We start from the raw sequence: 17,473 nt of genomic DNA, 5'->3' as shown, positions 1-17,473 counted from the left end.
GGTCTCCACGCATCGTCAGGCATTGGCGGCCTTGCTGTTCTTCTACGGCAAGGTGCTGTGCACGGATCTGCCCTGGCTTCAGGAGATCGGAAGACCTCGGCCGTCGCGGCGCTTGCCGGTGGTGCTGACCCCGGATGAAGTGGTTCGCATCCTCGGTTTTCTGGAAGGCGAGCATCGTTTGTTCGCCCAGCTTCTGTATGGAACGGGCATGCGGATCAGTGAGGGTTTGCAACTGCGGGTCAAGGATCTGGATTTCGATCACGGCACGATCATCGTGCGGGAGGGCAAGGGCTCCAAGGATCGGGCCTTGATGTTACCCGAGAGCTTGGCACCCAGCCTGCGCGAGCAGCTGTCGCGTGCACGGGCATGGTGGCTGAAGGACCAGGCCGAGGGCCGCAGCGGCGTTGCGCTTCCCGACGCCCTTGAGCGGAAGTATCCGCGCGCCGGGCATTCCTGGCCGTGGTTCTGGGTTTTTGCGCAGCACACGCATTCGACCGATCCACGGAGCGGTGTCGTGCGTCGCCATCACATGTATGACCAGACCTTTCAGCGCGCCTTCAAACGTGCCGTAGAACAAGCAGGCATCACGAAGCCCGCCACACCGCACACCCTCCGCCGCTCGTTCGCGACGGCCTTGCTCCGCAGCGGTTACGACATTCGAACCGTGCAGGATCTGCTCGGCCATTCCGACGTCTCTACGACGATGATTTACACGCATGTGCTGAAAGTTGGCGGTGCCGGAGTGCGCTCACCGCTTGATGCGCTGCCGCCCCTCACTAGTGAGAGGTAGGGCAGCGCAAGTCAATCCTGGCGGATTCACTACCCCTGCGCGAAGGCCATCGGTGCCGCATCGAACGGCCGGTTGCGGAAAGTCCTCCCTGCGTCCGCTGATGGCCGGCAGCAGCCCGTCGTTGCCTGATGGATCCAACCCCTCCGCTGCTATAGTGCAGTCGGCTTCTGACGTTCAGTGCAGCCGTCTTCTGAAAACGACAGCTACCCCGGTTACGCGCTGGGAACCGACAGCGAGCTGCCCGAGCCGGTCATCCTGTGGGTGGCCAAGCAAGTCCAGGCCGAGCCGGCGAGCTGGGCAAAGTACGGCGAGCGCGACGTGACCCGTCGCGAGCATGCCCAGGAACTGCGCACCGACCTGCAACTGGCCCCGTTCGGCCTGTCCGACTTCCGCGCCCTGGTGCGCGAGCTAACCGAGCTGGCCCAGCAGACCGACAAAGGCTTGCTGCTGGCCGGTCAGGCCCTGGAGAGCCTACGGCAGAAACGACGCATCCTGCCGGCGCTGAGCGTGATTGACCGGGCCTGCTCGGAAGCCATTGCGCGAGCCAATCGGCGGGTCTACCGCGCCCTGGTCGAACCACTCACGGACTCGCATCGGGCCAAGCTGGACGAGCTGTTGAAGCTCAAGGCCGGCAGCAGCATCACCTGGTTGACCTGGCTGCGCCAGGCACCGCTGAAACCCAACTCTCGGCACATGCTGGAACACATCGAGCGGCTGAAGACATTTCAGTTGGTGGACTTGCCCGAAGGCCTGGGCCGGCACATCCACCAGAACCGCCTGCTCAAGCTGGCCCGCGAGGGTGGGCAGATGACGCCCAAAGACCTCGGTAAGTTCGAGCCGCAGCGCCGCTACGCGACCCTGGCCGCCGTGGTGCTGGAGAGCACCGCGACCGTGATCGATGAGCTGGTCGATCTGCATGACCGCATCCTGGTCAAGCTGTTCAGCGGCGCGAAGCACAAGCATCAGCAGCAGTTCCAGAAGCAGGGCAAGGCGATCAACGACAAGGTGCGCCTGTACTCCAGGATCGGCCAGGCGCTGCTGGAAGCGAAGGAAAGCGGCAGCGACCCCTATGCCGCCATCGAGGCGGTGATTCCCTGGGACGAGTTCACCGAGAGCGTCAGCGAGGCCGAGCTGCTGGCCCGGCCGGAAGGCTTCGACCACCTGCACCTGGTCGGCGAGAACTTCGCCACCCTGCGCCGTTACACGCCGGCCTTGCTGGAGGTGCTGGAACTGCGCGCCGCGCCGGCCGCGCAAGGCGTGCTGGCAGCCGTGCAGACCCTGCGTGAGATGAACGCCGACAACCTGCGCAAGGTGCCGGCCGATGCACCCACGGCCTTCATCAAGCCGCGCTGGAAGCCGCTGGTGATCACCCCGGAAGGCCTCGACCGGAAATTCTACGAAATCTGCGCCCTGTCCGAGCTGAAGAACGCCCTGCGCTCCGGCGACATCTGGGTCAAGGGCTCGCGGCAGTTCCGCGACTTCGACGACTACCTGCTGCCGGCCGAGAAGTTCGCCGCACTCAAGCGCGAGCAGGCCCTGCCCCTGGCGATCAACCCGAACAGCGACCAGTACCTGGAAGAGCGTTTGCAGCTGCTGGACGAGCAGTTGGCCACCGTCACCCGCCTGGCCAAGGACAACGAGCTGCCCGATGCCATCCTCACCGAGTCAGGGCTGAAAATCACCCCGCTGGATGCGGCGGTGCCGGATCGGGCGCAGGCGCTGATCGACCAAACCAGCCAGTTACTGCCGCGCATCAAGATCACCGAACTGCTGATGGACGTGGACGACTGGACGGGCTTCAGCCGCCACTTCACCCACTTGAAGGACGGGGCCGAGGCCAAAGACAGGACGTTGCTGCTGTCCGCAATCCTCGGTGATGCGATCAACCTCGGGCTGACCAAGATGGCCGAGTCGAGCCCCGGCCTGACCTACGCCAAGCTGTCCTGGCTGCAAGCCTGGCACATCCGCGACGAAACCTATTCGGCGGCCTTGGCCGAGCTGGTCAACCACCAGTATCGCCACGCCTTTGCCGCCCACTGGGGCGACGGCACGACCTCATCCTCCGATGGCCAGCGCTTCCGCGCGGGTGGCCGGGGCGAGAGCACCGGGCACGTCAACCCGAAGTACGGTAGCGAGCCGGGACGGCTGTTCTACACCCACATCTCCGACCAGTACGCGCCGTTCAGCACCCGCGTGGTGAATGTCGGCGTGCGCGATTCCACCTATGTGCTCGACGGCTTGCTGTACCACGAGTCCGATCTACGGATCGAGGAGCACTACACCGACACGGCCGGCTTCACCGATCACGTCTTTGCCCTGATGCACCTGCTGGGCTTCCGCTTCGCGCCACGCATCCGCGACCTCGGCGAAACCAAACTGTACGTGCCGCAGGTCGTGCAGGCCTACCCGACGCTGCGCCCGCTGATCGGCGGCACCCTGAACATCAAGCACGTCCGCGCCCATTGGGACGACATCCTGCGCCTGGCCAGCTCGATCAAGCAGGGCACGGTCACCGCCTCGCTGATGCTGCGCAAGCTCGGCAGCTATCCGCGCCAGAACGGCCTGGCCGTGGCCCGGCGCGAGCTGGGCCGGATCGAGCGCACGCTGTTCATCCTCGACTGGTTGCAGAGCGTCGAGCTGCGCCGCCGCGTGCATGCCGGATTGAACAAGGGGGAAGCGCGCAACTCCCTGGCCAGGGCGGTGTTCTTCAACCGCCTCGGTGAGATCAGGGATCGGAGCTTCGAGCAGCAGCGCTATCGGGCCAGCGGCCTCAACCTGGTGACGGCGGCCATCGTGCTGTGGAACACGGTGTACCTGGAGCGCGCCACCCAGGCGATGGGCGACACGGGCAAGCCGGTAGACGGCGAGCTGCTGCAATACCTGTCGCCGCTGGGCTGGGAGCACATCAACCTGACTGGCGATTACGTCTGGCGGCAGAGCCGCAGGCTGGAAGACGGTAAGTTCCGCCCGCTACGAATGCCCGGAAAACCTTAGCGTACGATTTTTTCCGAATTCTGCGGGCTCCCCTTGAAGCGCCTCAACAGCCGCGCTGATGCTGTCAGCCCCTTGTGCCGGATCGACGCCAAGCGAGCGAGCAACCACGCGCAAAGCACGCACTGCATCACGGGCGGCGGTGCTGGCCTCGTCGTCGATTACTGTGCATTCTGCAAGCGCGTCCAGCTTCCAGAAAACATCCGCCAGCTTCATTTCCTGCTTCGTGCTCATTGGTGATTTCCTCGAACTGTAAGTGTTGCTCTTGATGCCATATTAGGTCAGCTCAACTGACCTTGCAAGAGCTTTTTTATCCCTGCCTTTTTGATCACCGGCCCCCAGTCCACAAGCCTGTATTCAGCACCCTCCTTTTCGACCTGGACGCCTAGCTGCTCGCGCAGACGAGGCACATCATCAAGGATGGTCTGCTTATGATGGCCCGTCTCAGCGGCCAGCGCGTTGAGCGTCGGGCGCTCAAGCTCAGCCATGGCCAGGGCGAGGCGCAGCAGGCGCCGAACATCGCCACGAGGAAATTGCGGTTTCGACTCAACAGCCATTTGGTTAAACTCCAGACCTATGAAATCACTCTGTATTATGGTCAGTTGTGCTGACCTTTGGAAGTGCCTATGTTGCTGAGCGAAATCATGCCCGAGAGGCCGCGTCCGCATGCGCAGCAGGTCTGACTGGAAGCCGTTGCTCTTGGTCATCGCGGCAGTCGTTGGCTTCGTCGTTTTTGTTTCCGCGAGATACCCGAGCATGATCGAGCGGCGGCAAGCGGCGAATCAGACGTGGAAGGAATCGCAGCAGGTGAAGCAGGAAAGAGGCCCGTCGATAACGATAACCCTGCCTAACGGCACACAGCTTGATTCCGCCCCTTTCTTGAAGGCCACCCCATAGGCCGCTTTGGTGGCCTCAGACTTCTGTGCTGCCAATCCACTCGTTGCCGAGGTAGGCATCCGCACCGTCGCGGTACAGCTCATGCTGCCGTGCCGCGACTTCGATCAAGCTGTCGTGTGACCAGCCCGTTGCCGGTGCCTGCAATTGCTTGATGATGGAGCCGGTGAGGCTCCTGATTTCAAGCGGCTGATGTTCGCTCCCCGAGATAATGTTCGGTTCACCAGGTTGCTGATCGGTGACGAGGTGCATCGTGGTGTCCTCTGCAGGCTCAGCTCATGTGCGAAAAGCGACTATCGAAGACCGAGCCATCCGGCTCGACCTCATCACGCATGATGGCCACCAGCTGCCCGCCACCGAAGGACTGCTGCAGGGTCAGCGCCAGCGTGTGACACTGCCGGGCCTCAAACACATGCTCATCGATCTGCGCGCGGATGACGCTCAGCAACCCCTCAACCTCAGCCCACTCCTGCACCCGTAACCTCCCTGCCGGCGCCGCCCGCTTTTATACCATCCTCAACAACGACCCCGGATGGAGCGCGCTGCACACCTCGAAATTCCGTGCCTGACCCGAACCCCGAGCCAGACCCATAATTTATACCATCCTCAACACCGACCTACGGGGTAAAGCCGCCCCGTGTACTTCTTTTGCCCTGCCCCTCCCCGCCACAGGCGGCCTCTGGTCGCCCTTGCAGCAGTGGCAGCTCACGCCGGCCAACTGGGTGCAGCACCTGCGCGCCGCTTCGCGTGTTGCCGAAGCCAGCTCTTCGCAAGCATGGTGTAGATTTATCGTTTACATATTATAATACCGTGACCGTAAAAGCCTAGGTGTCAACATGCCTGCTAACGAGCTACACGAAAACGATGGGAAAAATTCGGCTCCACTGACCAGCGTGCGCCTGCACAACATGGTCTTGGATCACATGCTCGATAACCCAGAGCTATTCATTGCCAACGAGGCAAGCGACCCGGTAGGCCACTTCAAATCTGTTCTCGATAGCCTGGTACAGATGGCACATAAGATCGCTGCCGAGAGTCTTGCTAACCGGCAGTTCTTGTCACCGATCAACACCTTCGATGGCGCTATCTCTGCTAACCCGGATGATCAGCCTGATGACGCCCAACGCTATGAGCTGCGTTATCGCCTGGTTGAACAACTCGGCACCAGCACACCCGCTAAAGACACCACGATGACGTTTGAGGAAGCGACGGATATCTATGGTGAAGGCTTCGTAGATAACTACTGGGGCCGACTGGGTGAGCACTGCCCACGCCGGGTTACTACGCCCGGTGATCGAACCTTGTGGTTCACGGTTGTACGGTTGCCTGCTGCCGAACAATCCATGCTCGATAGCGCGGATCAGCAGCGCGAGCACAAGCCTCGTTCCCCAAGCCTTTAACGTCCTCACAGATGCTCTTCGTTCACACCAGCTCAGTTGCCGAGCATCCTCGGTAGCACAGCTGGTGAAAGCGAATACCTCGCCTCGCCCTCACCTCTCCCAGTTCACGAGATAGACGCTATCGAGTTTGCTCGCTAACGAGACAATCGACAGCACAGACACACTCGGCCTCACCCTATCGGTAGGTAACACCCAGACTCGTGATCAGGTACATCGCTATCAGGGTTTCTCGTCACCAAGAACAAGCTCTTCTCGTAATCAGGTAACAGCCTTCATGGGATCGAAAAGCAGTCCTCGGAAACGAGCGAAGCAGCCCCCCAGCGTTCCAGGGCAAGGCCAGCGGGGCGAATAGAACGGCAAGGCACGCAGAAGCGTGCGCGGGGCGCACGGAGGTGGGGCAGAAGAAGAACAGGTGTGCTGGGTTTGAGCCGAGGGCTATGGTGAGGATGGTATAAGTTGGACCGGTACACCAGGCGCTTGGCCGGTGATCCGGGGGCGCTCGCGCGGCCAGCCTACAAGGGTGGCCTGTACCAGGGGCGCGCCGGCGGGCGCGCAGGTCAACAGGACTCGCCGCAGCGGCGCAGCCGATGCCACACCTCTCTCCCCAGCACCGCAGGAAAACAGGTCAACCCGGTGGAGGGCCTACCTCCCTTGTGAGGATGGTATAAATATAGCGTGAAAGGTAAGTACAGCTGACCTATAATAGACGCAGGAACCGCTTAGGGCCTGCCTGCAGGTCATCCGCCTTGGCATCGAGTGATGCCCCATCATCCTCTGGAGTATCCTATGTCCACTCAGCTTCGCGCCATCGACGACCCCGCCGTTCACGACGCCATTGAGCGCGCCGCAAGCGCCGCCTGCAGCCAGCTCGATGCCCTCTTCCCCGGCTGTGACCGTGGCGGCATCGGCTCCAACTTTCAGGCCCTGCTGGGCCAGTGCATTGGCCACATGCTCCAAGGCGGCTCCCTACTCGATCAGCAGCGTGGCCACCGCATCGCTCTGCGCCAGCTCGTCGCCAGCTCGACGATGTTTGGTGATCCACGCATGCCCGGCAACGCCTTCCTGGTCGTGCGCGACGATGACGCTCACCCGTGGCTGACCTCGCGCCCTGAAACGCTGGCGCTGTGCCTCGATACCAACCGCTTCCGCCCGCTCTCTCAAATTGGCGATGCCTGGACCTCCTTCGATGCCGCCGCTAAAGCCGCTCTCGCCTACTGCCAGGGCCAAGGCATGACACTGGAAGAAACCAAGCGACTCGGCCTGCAGGTGCGCGCCGTCACCAACAACGCCAACGCCAACGCCACAGGCCTGCAGCCAGTTGCAGCACTCCAGCCGGTTCAGGCCGCTGGGTAAGCGCCAACCACCTGCCCACACTCGACGAGGATTGGATATGTCAATTACAGCGCCTGCGACGGTCTATCGAACCCTGCATCGGTTGACCAACAAGCTGCACAAGTTCAACGCTCGCGTTGAGTTCGTCATCCTGGCTTTCAAGCACAACATCGTGGATGAAATCACCAACTACGAGCTTTGGGATCGCGGCTACGAAGGCCTTGGCGAACGCGAGTTCGATGCCTGCTTTGAAATGGGTGACTCCCAGGACGTGATCGCTGAGCTGATCAAGACAGCGCGCCGCGACGGCTTCATCGACAACATCCGCGCCTGGTGCGGTGACGAGAGCTTTGGCCGCTGGTGCTCGTATGCAGATCGCCAAGCACAGCTGTTCTAGCCTGCAATCGGCCCGGCGTGCCGGGCCGCTCCCCAGGCAAGTGCGAAATTGCACTCATCTGACCAGGCAATTGCATTGATGCTGACCACCCGCTTGCATTCGACTTGAACAGCGGGCGGCAGAGACGCGGAGGCAGAGACCGCCCCATTGCTGCCGGTAGCAATAGGCAGCAACCGGCCAGAAGCGGCCTTTCATAGACGTTCGTGGCAGCCAATACAGCGGCGGTAGCGTCTAGGAATCCAAGGGTGATTCAGTGTGACAGAGATGCAGCTCGGCGGAATTTTCAGAAAGGCGTTTAAGGCCACTGGAATCTGAACTAGGCTACGCTGCCATGCCAGCTACCCTGTGTCCCGGCGTTAGCGTCATTGGGCCCTTGACTATGAAAATCAAAATGCGAAATGGATGGTTGCAGACTAAATAGCCGCGGTACATTTAACCGAGGTCTAGATAGTCGCAAGTAACAAACCACGGGTGGTGGAAGATGGCGAACGGTAAAATTCTTCGGCAGCTGTTCAGAGCAGGTACGGCAGGGGATGCAGAAGCATTTCGCCTTGCGTCAAAAGCTGTCATCGAAGAAGAAAGACAGAAACAGCACCACCTTCTCGCTAACGATCTTGAGCAGATCCTTTACGGCGGTGACTTAAGCTTACGTGCCACCAATGTTCCGCGCGCGCACTACGATGTTCCGGTAGATAAAGAGCGTGGCCTACCGCTACTGGATATCAGAACGCCCAAGCGCTCACTCGATGAAGTGATTTTGCCCCCAAGCAGTTCTGCTGCTCTCGAGGAAATTCTCGAGGAAAACAGACGTGCCGATGTCTTGCGCAGTTATGGGATGAAACCTGCTGGTAAGGTCATATTCTTTGGCCCCCCTGGTTGCGGGAAGACCTTGGCGGCGGAGGTTGTGGCCTTCGAACTTGATCGGCCACTGGCGATCGTTCGACTGGATGCCCTGGTCTCCTCTTTCTTGGGGGAGACTGCCGCAAACCTCCGGAAGGTTTTCGACTTCATTGCCCAGTATCCGTTTGTGGTCCTGTTCGATGAGTTCGACGCTATCGGTAAAGAGCGGGACAGCAGCAGTGATCATGGCGAACTGCGTCGAGTAGTAAACGCTGTGCTTCAGATGATGGACTCATACGAAGGTAGCAGCTTGATTCTTGCCGCTACAAACCATGAAAAAATCCTCGATTCGGCGATCTGGAGACGATTCGATGAATCCATCGAATTCCCCCTTCCAGATGAAAAACAGCTGAAAGAGATTTTGCATCTGAAGCTGCGAGGCATCCGCCGTCAATTTGAGATTGACGACAAAGAAGTATTGAAGGAGTTTAAGGGTAAGAGCGGAGCAGACGTCGAACGCGTAATACGCCGTGCCGCAAAACGGATGATCCTGCGGGAGCAAGAGTTTCTGACCATCAAGGAGCTGAAAAGCGCTCTTGTTAGGGAGGATCTCAGGAAGTCCTAAATATCAGCCTTCTGGGACGAAGCATTGGCTACCTACAAGCACCTGAACATTGCGCGTGAGGTACTGGACAACCAGCGCCGCACCAAGAATCCACCCCGTTTCGTGACCCGTGGTGATCTCCGCGGGCATGGCCAGAAGCTCAACGGCTACTTCGCTACAGCTGAGGGTCAAGCCAGAAAGCAAATCGGCTCCTCAGCGATCTCTCCCTATGTCCTCAAACTGAAGTACGAGGGCGCCCTTACGTTCGCTAACCTGTCACATCACGGGTTGGAATTCATCAGCCAGGAAGACAAACAGCTCTGTGTGGTGTTTGCAACGGAGGCTGGCTTGTCCATGTTCGCCGACCACCTGAAAAAGCTGGGTGTCTTGGATTCCAGCTTGACCTACCGCCAGATCTTGGAGGCTATCGAGGGTATCGAGGCGTGGTCGGCAGAGGATCGCAAGAGCTGGGCGCTCAAGAATATCGGCCTTCCCAATACTCCTAGCTTCAAGCTTGACGTCGAACTCTGGCCTGTTGACGTAGCGAACCACCCCAACCGCATCCGGCTCACGACTGCTTTCGAAGGGTGGCTGGAGAGCCAGAAGATCTGCAGGCTCGACAAGGTCAATCTGGATAGCCTGTTGCTGTATAGGGTTGAGGTGACTTCGGGCCAGGCGCAACTCCTGCTGGATCATCGCGATGTGCGACTGGTGGACCTGCTTCCTGCTACTGGAATTAGCATTCGCCAGCTGAATCGCGACATCAATGAGCTCCCCCGGAACATTCCTTCCCCGCCCACCGATGCAGCTCGGATCTGTATCTTGGACAGCGGTATCAATGGGAACCACCCACTGTTGAAGCCAGCCATGGCAGAGAGCGCCTCTTTCATTGATGAAGAGGGGGACGCCGATGAGGTAGGGCATGGCACCGCCGTGGCAGGTGTCGCTCTCTACGGCGATGTTGAGGCCTGTGATAACTCGAATTACTGGCGGCCGGAATTCTGGATCTACAACGGGAAGGTGATGAAGAAATGCCCGCATACCGGAAATGCGGTCTATGACGAGCACTCGCTTGAAGCCTCCCTAACCAAGGCTGTCGAGTATTTCGTTGACCTTGGTTGCAGGATCTTTAATCTCTCGTTGGGTAACAGCCACGCTCCCTATGATGGGGCCCATGTGCGAGGCCTTGCCTACATCTTGGATGTCCTCTCCAGGCGCCACAATATTCTGTTCGTAGTTTCGACGGGAAACTTCTGCGGTTCGGATAATCCGCCAATGCCCATCAACAGTTGGCGAGACGAATACCCCGAGTACTTGATAGCAGAGCAGAGCGCCATCATCGATCCGGCTCCCGCTATGACGGTGCTGACGGTAGGGAGCATCTCTCGGCACAATGCCACCTACGATGCCCAGCGGTTTCCTGAGATTCAGCAGCTCTCACCGGCCGCTGAAAACCAGCCATCACCGTTCACCCGGCATGGCCCCTCGGTAAAAGGCGCCTTCAAGCCGGAGCTCGTCGCTGCAGGCGGCAATCTCGCAAGTCCCATGAGGCAGGCAAATGGGCAGTGGCGCCCAGATATGCGTGGCCTAGGTGTCCTCACTCTCAATCACCAGGTGATCGGTAACACGCTGTTCAAAGAGGTAAGTGGCACCAGTTTTGCGGCGCCCTACATCACTCATCTGGCCGGACGTTTGCTGAACGAGTATCCAGCGGCATCTGCCAACCTGCTTCGCGCCATGTTGGTTAACCACGCCTATTTGCCGAACGAGGTTTTTTCCACCTTCCCTGATGAGTACAGGAAGGCCTACAAGAAGGATAAAAAAACCTACAATCGTGAGGTCGCACGGGACGTAGCCGGCTATGGCGCTGTGAGCGAGAGTGACCTATTCCGATCTTCCGACAACGTCGTCGTTCTAATATCGGAAGAAAGCATCGAAAACGACTCGTGCCAGTTTTTTGAGCTACCGCTACCGGCCGACTACCTACGTAGCACCCGCGGCACACGGGAGCTGTCTGTGACGCTAGCCTATTCGCCAGCAGTCCGTACCACCAGAATTGATTACCTGGCGACACAAATCAGCTATCGCTTGGTGAAAGGCACTTCGTTGGATGACGTTCAAAAATACTTCAACCAGTTGAAGAAGGCCGAGACCGAGACGAGAAACGATGACGCGACGTCCAATCGTGACATCTCAGCTCAAACACGTAGCCGGGGAACTGTGCAGTCCTCTCGGTGGACCTTCCAGCAGCGCAAGCCCGATGAAAAATGGTTTGTAGTGGTGATAAGGCAGGACCGCGAGTGGAGTCATCCTGACGTACTGGACAAGGAGCCGTACGCGTTAGTGGTCACCGTTGCGGATCGAGACAATGAAAAGGCTGATCTTTACAACCAAATCCAGGCCCTGATACGGCAGCAAGTCACAGCGAGAGAGCAGTTGCAGGCTGCGACTCGGTTGCAAAACAGAGGGTAAGTCTGTGAGAGCTTCTGGTTCTACTCGGAGCTCCCTCAGTCAGCTCTTGGCCGGTTCCTGTGGCCCGTTCTGTGGCGGGCCCTGACGGCCATGATCACGATATGAATTACCTGCGTGAAATCATGCTGAGCCTAGCCTAAAGTCAGATGTCGCATTCAAGATATATAACCGGCTAGGACAGCAGCCCCCCTCGAAAGGAATTCGACTATGCCTACGATCCTCCGCTACCTTTCCGTCTCCCTTGCTTCCGCCCTGGTGGCCGCTTATACGGCCCTGTGGTTGGCCTACCCCGCGCCCCTGGAACAGCCCCATGCGGTTGTTCGCCCGCCGCTGATCATTCAGCAGCAGGGGGACGATCTGTTGTTGTGGGGTGGCTGGAATACGGTGGCCGGTTACGAGCCGCCCGGGGTGAATGCAGTGGAGATTCGCTGCAACCGCGGCCGCGGCACCTGCCAGGAGGCTTTTGCCTCGATCCACCATCACGACGAGGGCGAAGACCTGGAAGCCCAGGTGTTCGACTACGAAGTGGTGGAGTGGACGGAGCAGATGCTGCATGCCACGGCGACCATGCCCGAGGCCGAGTGCGTGACACGCAGCCTGGTGGTCGCACTGCCGGCCGGCTCCGCCTCGCTGGAGCTGGTGCCGCAGGGCGATGACTGCGAGTTCGAGGTCAGCGCTGCGATGCTGGAGGGTGACCCGCTCTAGGCCGTTACCAGGCTCGGCCAGCGGTCGTGCACCGTTGGCCCACCCTGCGGCGGTGTGGTGGTGACCACGTAGACCCGCCGTTCTTCCCCGTGCTCAATGAGCAGCGCCTCAATGGTTTGGCCTGGCTCCAGGTCAAACCAGTGCGAGGCACCGGCTGCATTCTTCTCCATAAAGCGTTCGGCCAGCACCTGCACTGGCTGCGGGTGGTAGCGCGCCCATTTGCCGGCGGTGATGGAGTCGGTTCGGGCCCAACCGGTGGCGGGCAGGTGGCCGGGTTGCTCTTTGCGGCGGCCCCAGGGGACCCAGGCCACGGCGCCATCGGCCTGACGCACGGGCAGGGCGGCGCGTGGGTTAGGGAAGTAGATTCGCAGTTGCTGGCCGGTTTGGGTGTAGCGCCCAGCCACTTCGACGCCGCCGCACATGAGGTGCCTCCCGTCTATTGTCGTTGCCAAGGTTGGGGTTTGATAATACTGTATTCATATACAGTATTGGTGAGGTTATCCATGGCCCTGACAGTGATCGGCCGCCCGTTGCGGCCAGGTCTGCGGCTACCGTTGTTCCTGAGCCGCGTTGCCGCCGGCTTTCCTTCCCCCGCTGAGGACCATATCGAGGCCAGCCTCTCGCTGGACGAGCTGTGCGTACTGCACCCGGCGGCCACCTTCTTTCTGCGGGTGGTGGGGGACAGTATGACCGGCCTGGGGATTTTCGACGGCGACATCCTGGTGGTAGACCGCTCGATCACGCCGCGCGCGGGCATGGTGGTGGTGGCGGTGGTGAACGGGGAGTTCACCTGCAAGCAGTTGGCCTATGAGCACGGCGCGCCGGTGCTGCGCGCGGCGAACAAGGCCTACCCGGACATTCGCCTGCGCGACGGCGAGGACCTGGAGGTGTTGGGGTTTGGGGAGCAGTGGAACCAAAAACCAACGTAAGGCTTAGCTAGAGTTCACCGCTGCCGAAAATAGGGGCGGTTATCCAGACTTTGTTTTACTGAACGACTTTTCTGCACTGCTTTTCATGCGTTTGGACGGCCTGGCGTCAGTGCCTGCCAGGGTTCGACAAAAGGATGGTTTTCCCGAACTAACCAGACGCCACAAGGGTTTGCGGGCAGGCGCTGGGCTTAAGTGCGGATTCCACGCCATTCGGACACTCAGCCCACGCTGATCCGGACACCTGTTCCACGATCATTCGGACAGGCAGTCGGAGCGCAGCGACGCAGGGGTTGCATTGTTAGTCTGAGGCGCCCGGCGCCGTCAATTTCTTCACCCGCTTTCTCATCGACTCGCCCTTGAGGTTGATCCGGTAGGCGTTGTGCACCAGGCGGTCGAGGATGGCATCGGCCAGGGTTGGATCGCCGATCAGTTCGTGCCAGTTGTCCACGGGCATTTGGCTGGTCACGAGGGTCGAGCGCTGGCCGTAGCGGTCGTCCAGTAGCTCCAGCATGTCGCGGCGCTGTTCGGCGGTGAACGGGGCCAGGCCCGAATGGCACTTACTTAATCGTTAACCGATTGATCTAGAAGAAGAAAGGCTGCTCTTGGTCTACGGTGATAGTTGCGAACACACACCGAGCCCAAGGAGCAGCCCAGATGAATCCTAGGCGCCAAGCCGCCATCCTTCAACAGCGCCGTACGCATCACCTCGCATCCAATGCGGATGCCTATGCGTTCTTCAATCTGCTGACCGGCCCCGAGCTGTTTGACCAGGTCGAATCGCTGCTGCCAGACCACAGAGAGCGTCTGTTTCCGCCGACCGAGACGCTATCCATGTTCATGGCTCAGGCTCTGAGCGCTGATCGGTCCTGCCAGAGGGCGGTCAATGAGTTGGCGGTCAAGCAGTTACGAGCAGGGTTGAAGCCATGCAGTACACACACCGGCGGCTACTGCCGTGCCCGTCAGCGCTTGCCGGTGGAGATGGTTTCCAGTCTGGTACGTAACACCGGCAACTTGATCAGCAGCAACGCCCGATCCGGGCAATGGATGGGGCGCCCCGTTCGGTTGGTAGACGGCACGACAGTGGTGATGCCCGATACCCAGGCGAACCAGGATGCCTACCCGCAATCGCGAGGGCAAAAGCCTGGGCTTGGTTTTCCCATTTGCCGGATGGTCGGCATCGTCTGCCTTTCCAGCGGAGCCTTGCTGAATGCAGCCCTCGGGCGCTTCAGAGGCAAGGGTGGCGACGAGCAGACGCTGCTGCGTTCGATGCTCGACACCTTGAATACTGGGGATGTTTTGCTGGGGGACGCCTTCTACGCGACCTACTTTTTACTCTGTGAATTGCAGCGCAGAGGTATTGATGGCGTGTTCGAACAATATGGTGCTCGCCGACGGAGTACTGACTTCCGGCGAGGTACGCGTCTTGGCACGCGCGATCACCTAATCACCCTGGAAAAGCCTCGCAAACGGCCCGCCTGGATGAGCCAGGCCAGCTACGAGCAAGCGCCTGATCAGTTGGAGGTCCGGGAGCTGAAAGCGGGAAACAAGATCCTGGTTACGACGCTGGGCTGCGCTCGCGAAACCCCAAAAGCGGCTTTGAAGGCGCTGTTCAAAGACAGGTGGCACGTCGAGCTGGACCTGCGCAATCTCAAGACCACGATGGGATTGGAGATGTTGAGCTGCAAAACGGCCGCCATGGCAGTGAAGGAGCTGTGGGTTTATCTATTGGCGCACAACTTGATCCGGCTGCTCATGGTGCAATCGGCATCAATCGCGGACTGTCTGCCACGCCAGCTGAGCTTCAAGCACACCCTGCAGCTGTGGCTTGCTTGGCGGCAATTTGATGGATCGGATATTGATGAGTGCTTCCATCAGCTTCTGATGCTCATTGCCCAACAACGCGTAGGTGGCCGGTCAGGCCGAATGGAGCCGAGAGCAGTAAAGCGAAGGCAGAAACCCTATCCATTGCTGACCCGAGCCCGCCAAGCGGAGCGCAAGGAAATCAGGAAAAATGGACATCCAAGGAAGGGCGGCCGCGAAAACTGAGTGCAACACCTGACCTTTCCGGTACGGTGCTGCCCCTATGTCCTATTCCGAACTCAGCGTCGAAGAGCGCGCCATCATTCAACTCAGTCAAGCTCAAGGCTTCAGCCTGCGCGGCATTGCTCGCCTGATTGACAGGTCGCCCTCGACCATCAGCCGAGAGCTGAAGCGCAATCGAGGCAGTAGTGGTGCTTACTCGGCCCGCTGCGCCCAGCAACAGATGAACATTCGGCGCCAGGTTTGTCGCCCCAAGCGCAAGCTTGTGCCGGGCAGCGAGCGCTTCGAACTGGTGGCCCACATGCTGCGTAAGCGTTTGTCTCCCGAGCAGATTGCCGGCAAGCTGCGCAGCATGACCATACCCAACCTCAGAGATGCCTACGTCTGTCGTGAGACGATCTATAACGCGATCTATGCCTTGCCGGTCGGCGAGTTGCGCAAGGAGCTGATCGTCTGCCTGCGCCAAGGCAAGACGACGCGCCGGCCGCGCTCTGGTGGCGTGGATCGGCGCGGCCAGATCCCTGAGATGGTCAGCATTCATGTTCGCCCGCCAGAGATCGAAGACCGGCTGATGCCGGGGCATTGGGAGGGCGACCTGATCAAGGGTAAGGCCAACGCCTCGTCGGTAGGCACGTTGGTGGAGCGCACCAGTGGCTACCTGATGCTGATGAAGATGAACGACGCAACGGCGACCTCGGCGATGGAGGGCTTCAGTGCAGCGCTCAACAGCATGCCGCTGGCGATGCGCAAGAGCATGACCTACGACCAGGGCCGGGAGATGGCGCGGCATGCTGAAATCACCCAGCAGACAGGGGTCGCTATTTACTTCTGCGACCCGCACAGCCCCTGGCAGCGCGGTAGCAACGAAAACATCAACGGCCTGATCCGCCAGTACCTGCCCAAGGGGACTGACTTGTCGGTACACAGTCAAGAGCAATTGAATGCCATCGCCTTGGAGCTGAATATGCGCCCCCGTAAACGCTTCGATTTCAAGTGCCCGATCGAAGTCATGGGCGAGGTGATGCAGGAAGCCATGGCTATGCGGCATCATGCTCCAGCTTCAAATCAATAACCGTGTTGCACTCAGCTTCTGCAACCGCCTACCCTTGTCTTACTTTATTTTTTAGGAGCGGTAAAAACCAATGGCCCACGAACATAACCATAACACCGAAGCCATAGGCGATAAGCGTTTAATCGCTGCCATTGGCGTTAATGCTGCGTTAACTCTGGCACAAGTTGTTGGAGGAATACTTTCTGGCAGCTTATCGCTTATAGCTGACGCGCTACATAATTTGAGCGATGCCGCATCACTGGTTATTGCGCTAATCGCGCGTAAGATCGGTCGCAGGCCGCCGGATGCTTTTAAAACCTTCGGCTACCGACGCAGTGAAACCATAGCGGCCTTAATCAACTTGGTCTCGTTGATTATCATCGGTCTCTACCTTATTTACGAGGCTATAGGTCGGTTATATTCCCCTCAGCCTATTGAGGGTTGGACAGTGGTCGTGGTGGCGGGAATAGCCTTGATTGTAGATATCGCCACGGCCTTGCTCACCTACACAATGTCTAAGGACAGCATGAATATAAAGGCGGCATTCCTGCATAATGTATCGGATGCACTAGCCTCCGTCGGCGTTGTTGTCGCCGGGACATTGATTCTTTTGTACGGCTGGTACTGGACGGATACTGTAGTGACATTGATGATTGCTGGTTACGTGCTCTGGCAGGGCTTTAGCATGCTGCCTAAAACCATTCACTTGTTGATGGAGGGCGCACCAGAAGGAGTTTCCATCGCCGATATAATCAACGTCATGGAGCAAGTAGACGATGTTGAGAGTGTTCACCACGTACATGTTTGGGAAATCGCGGAACATACAATTGCATTGGAAGCCCACGTTGTCATAAAGAAGGCTAGTCTGCCTGATATCGAACGAGTGAAGACCGATTTAAAACGAGTACTCCATGAGCAATTCAAAGTCAGCCACTCGACACTTGAAATGGAGCTAGACGGCAGTGTTTGTATCGACACCAGGCAGGCCGACAATCATCGCAGCGAAGCATAAGCCTGCTTTGCTTTTA

General features: G+C 59.2%; 16 protein-coding genes and 2 pseudogenes. 12 read left to right on the top strand and 6 right to left on the bottom strand.

Going from position 1 to position 17,473, the window contains the following annotated elements; all coding sequences use genetic code 11:
- Positions 1-790: class 1 integron integrase IntI1 (gene intI1, locus EGJ86_RS21125; protein ID WP_125836504.1), on the top strand; the 790-nt coding region annotated here is incomplete at its 5' end.
- A 204-nt stretch (positions 791-994) separates the two neighbouring features.
- Positions 995-3,784, top strand: a pseudogene (locus EGJ86_RS21115) (Tn3-like element TnAs1 family transposase); the annotation flags it as partial.
- Here EGJ86_RS21115 and EGJ86_RS21110 read toward each other — a convergent pair.
- The 4 genes from EGJ86_RS21110 to EGJ86_RS21095 form a co-directional block, all read right to left on the bottom strand.
- Positions 3,761-4,015, bottom strand: coding sequence for a hypothetical protein (locus EGJ86_RS21110; protein WP_125836503.1), 255 nt, complete (start codon positions 4,013-4,015; stop codon positions 3,761-3,763). The pseudogene EGJ86_RS21115 and the gene EGJ86_RS21110 sit on opposite strands and share 24 nt — an antisense overlap.
- A gap of 47 nt (positions 4,016-4,062) precedes the next feature.
- Positions 4,063-4,488 (bottom strand): hypothetical protein, encoded by a 426-nt coding sequence (locus EGJ86_RS25420; protein ID WP_241243323.1) that lies wholly within the window; start codon positions 4,486-4,488, stop codon positions 4,063-4,065.
- Positions 4,489-4,693: 205 nt separating this feature from the next.
- Positions 4,694-4,927 carry a hypothetical protein gene (locus EGJ86_RS21100; RefSeq protein WP_125836502.1) on the bottom strand — a complete coding sequence of 78 codons (234 nt, stop codon included), beginning with the start codon at positions 4,925-4,927 and terminating at the stop codon, positions 4,694-4,696.
- 19 nt (positions 4,928-4,946) lie between these two features.
- Positions 4,947-5,150, bottom strand: a complete 204-nt coding sequence (locus EGJ86_RS21095) for a hypothetical protein (RefSeq protein ID WP_125836501.1) — start codon at positions 5,148-5,150, stop codon at positions 4,947-4,949.
- Positions 5,151-5,511: 361 nt separating this feature from the next.
- Between EGJ86_RS21095 and EGJ86_RS21090 the strand changes: the two genes are divergently transcribed.
- From EGJ86_RS21090 to EGJ86_RS21065, 6 genes are all read left to right on the top strand, one after another.
- Entirely contained in the window at positions 5,512-6,075 is a 564-nt protein-coding gene (locus tag EGJ86_RS21090; RefSeq protein ID WP_125836500.1) for a hypothetical protein, read from the top strand.
- Positions 6,076-6,861: 786 nt separating this feature from the next.
- Complete coding sequence (locus EGJ86_RS21085) at positions 6,862-7,428, top strand: hypothetical protein (protein WP_125836499.1); 567 nt, start codon at positions 6,862-6,864, stop codon at positions 7,426-7,428.
- A 37-nt stretch (positions 7,429-7,465) separates the two neighbouring features.
- Positions 7,466-7,804 carry a hypothetical protein gene (locus tag EGJ86_RS21080; protein WP_125836498.1) on the top strand — a complete coding sequence of 113 codons (339 nt, stop codon included), beginning with the start codon at positions 7,466-7,468 and terminating at the stop codon, positions 7,802-7,804.
- A 481-nt stretch (positions 7,805-8,285) separates the two neighbouring features.
- A complete protein-coding gene (locus EGJ86_RS21075) occupies positions 8,286-9,269 on the top strand; it encodes an AAA family ATPase (protein WP_058171248.1) in 984 nt (327 codons plus the stop codon).
- A gap of 24 nt (positions 9,270-9,293) precedes the next feature.
- Positions 9,294-11,720, top strand: coding sequence for a S8 family peptidase (locus EGJ86_RS21070; RefSeq protein WP_058171249.1), 2,427 nt, complete (start codon positions 9,294-9,296; stop codon positions 11,718-11,720).
- Between the two features lie 207 nt (positions 11,721-11,927).
- Positions 11,928-12,425 (top strand): hypothetical protein, encoded by a 498-nt coding sequence (locus tag EGJ86_RS21065; protein ID WP_021441674.1) that lies wholly within the window; start codon positions 11,928-11,930, stop codon positions 12,423-12,425.
- Here the strand turns inward: EGJ86_RS21065 and EGJ86_RS21060 are convergent.
- Complete coding sequence (locus tag EGJ86_RS21060) at positions 12,422-12,847, bottom strand: hypothetical protein (RefSeq protein WP_021441675.1); 426 nt, start codon at positions 12,845-12,847, stop codon at positions 12,422-12,424. The genes EGJ86_RS21065 and EGJ86_RS21060 overlap by 4 nt on opposite strands.
- An 81-nt stretch (positions 12,848-12,928) precedes the next feature.
- Between EGJ86_RS21060 and EGJ86_RS21055 the strand changes: the two genes are divergently transcribed.
- A complete protein-coding gene (locus tag EGJ86_RS21055; protein ID WP_058171250.1) occupies positions 12,929-13,354 on the top strand; it encodes a LexA family transcriptional regulator in 426 nt (141 codons plus the stop codon).
- Between the two features lie 298 nt (positions 13,355-13,652).
- Here the strand turns inward: EGJ86_RS21055 and EGJ86_RS21050 are convergent.
- Positions 13,653-13,901, bottom strand: a pseudogene (locus tag EGJ86_RS21050) (ATP-binding protein); the annotation flags it as partial.
- A 107-nt stretch (positions 13,902-14,008) separates the two neighbouring features.
- Between EGJ86_RS21050 and EGJ86_RS21045 the strand changes: the two are divergent.
- The 3 genes from EGJ86_RS21045 to EGJ86_RS21035 all read left to right on the top strand — a co-directional run bounded on the left by EGJ86_RS21045 (position 14,009) and on the right by EGJ86_RS21035 (position 17,457).
- Positions 14,009-15,400, top strand: coding sequence for an IS4 family transposase (locus tag EGJ86_RS21045; RefSeq protein WP_023118183.1), 1,392 nt, complete (start codon positions 14,009-14,011; stop codon positions 15,398-15,400).
- A gap of 37 nt (positions 15,401-15,437) precedes the next feature.
- Positions 15,438-16,466, top strand: coding sequence for an IS30 family transposase (locus tag EGJ86_RS21040; RefSeq protein WP_019818564.1), 1,029 nt, complete (start codon positions 15,438-15,440; stop codon positions 16,464-16,466).
- A 70-nt stretch (positions 16,467-16,536) separates the two neighbouring features.
- Positions 16,537-17,457, top strand: a complete 921-nt coding sequence (locus EGJ86_RS21035; RefSeq protein WP_003463565.1) for a cation diffusion facilitator family transporter — start codon at positions 16,537-16,539, stop codon at positions 17,455-17,457.
- Positions 17,458-17,473 lie beyond the last annotated feature (16 nt).

Origin of the sequence: Pseudomonas sp. o96-267 (assembly GCF_003935465.1) — a bacterium.
GTDB classification, from domain to species: domain Bacteria; phylum Pseudomonadota; class Gammaproteobacteria; order Pseudomonadales; family Pseudomonadaceae; genus Aquipseudomonas; species Aquipseudomonas sediminis.
Note: the sequence above shows the minus strand (reverse complement) of the source record. Positions and strands in the feature narration are given on the sequence as shown.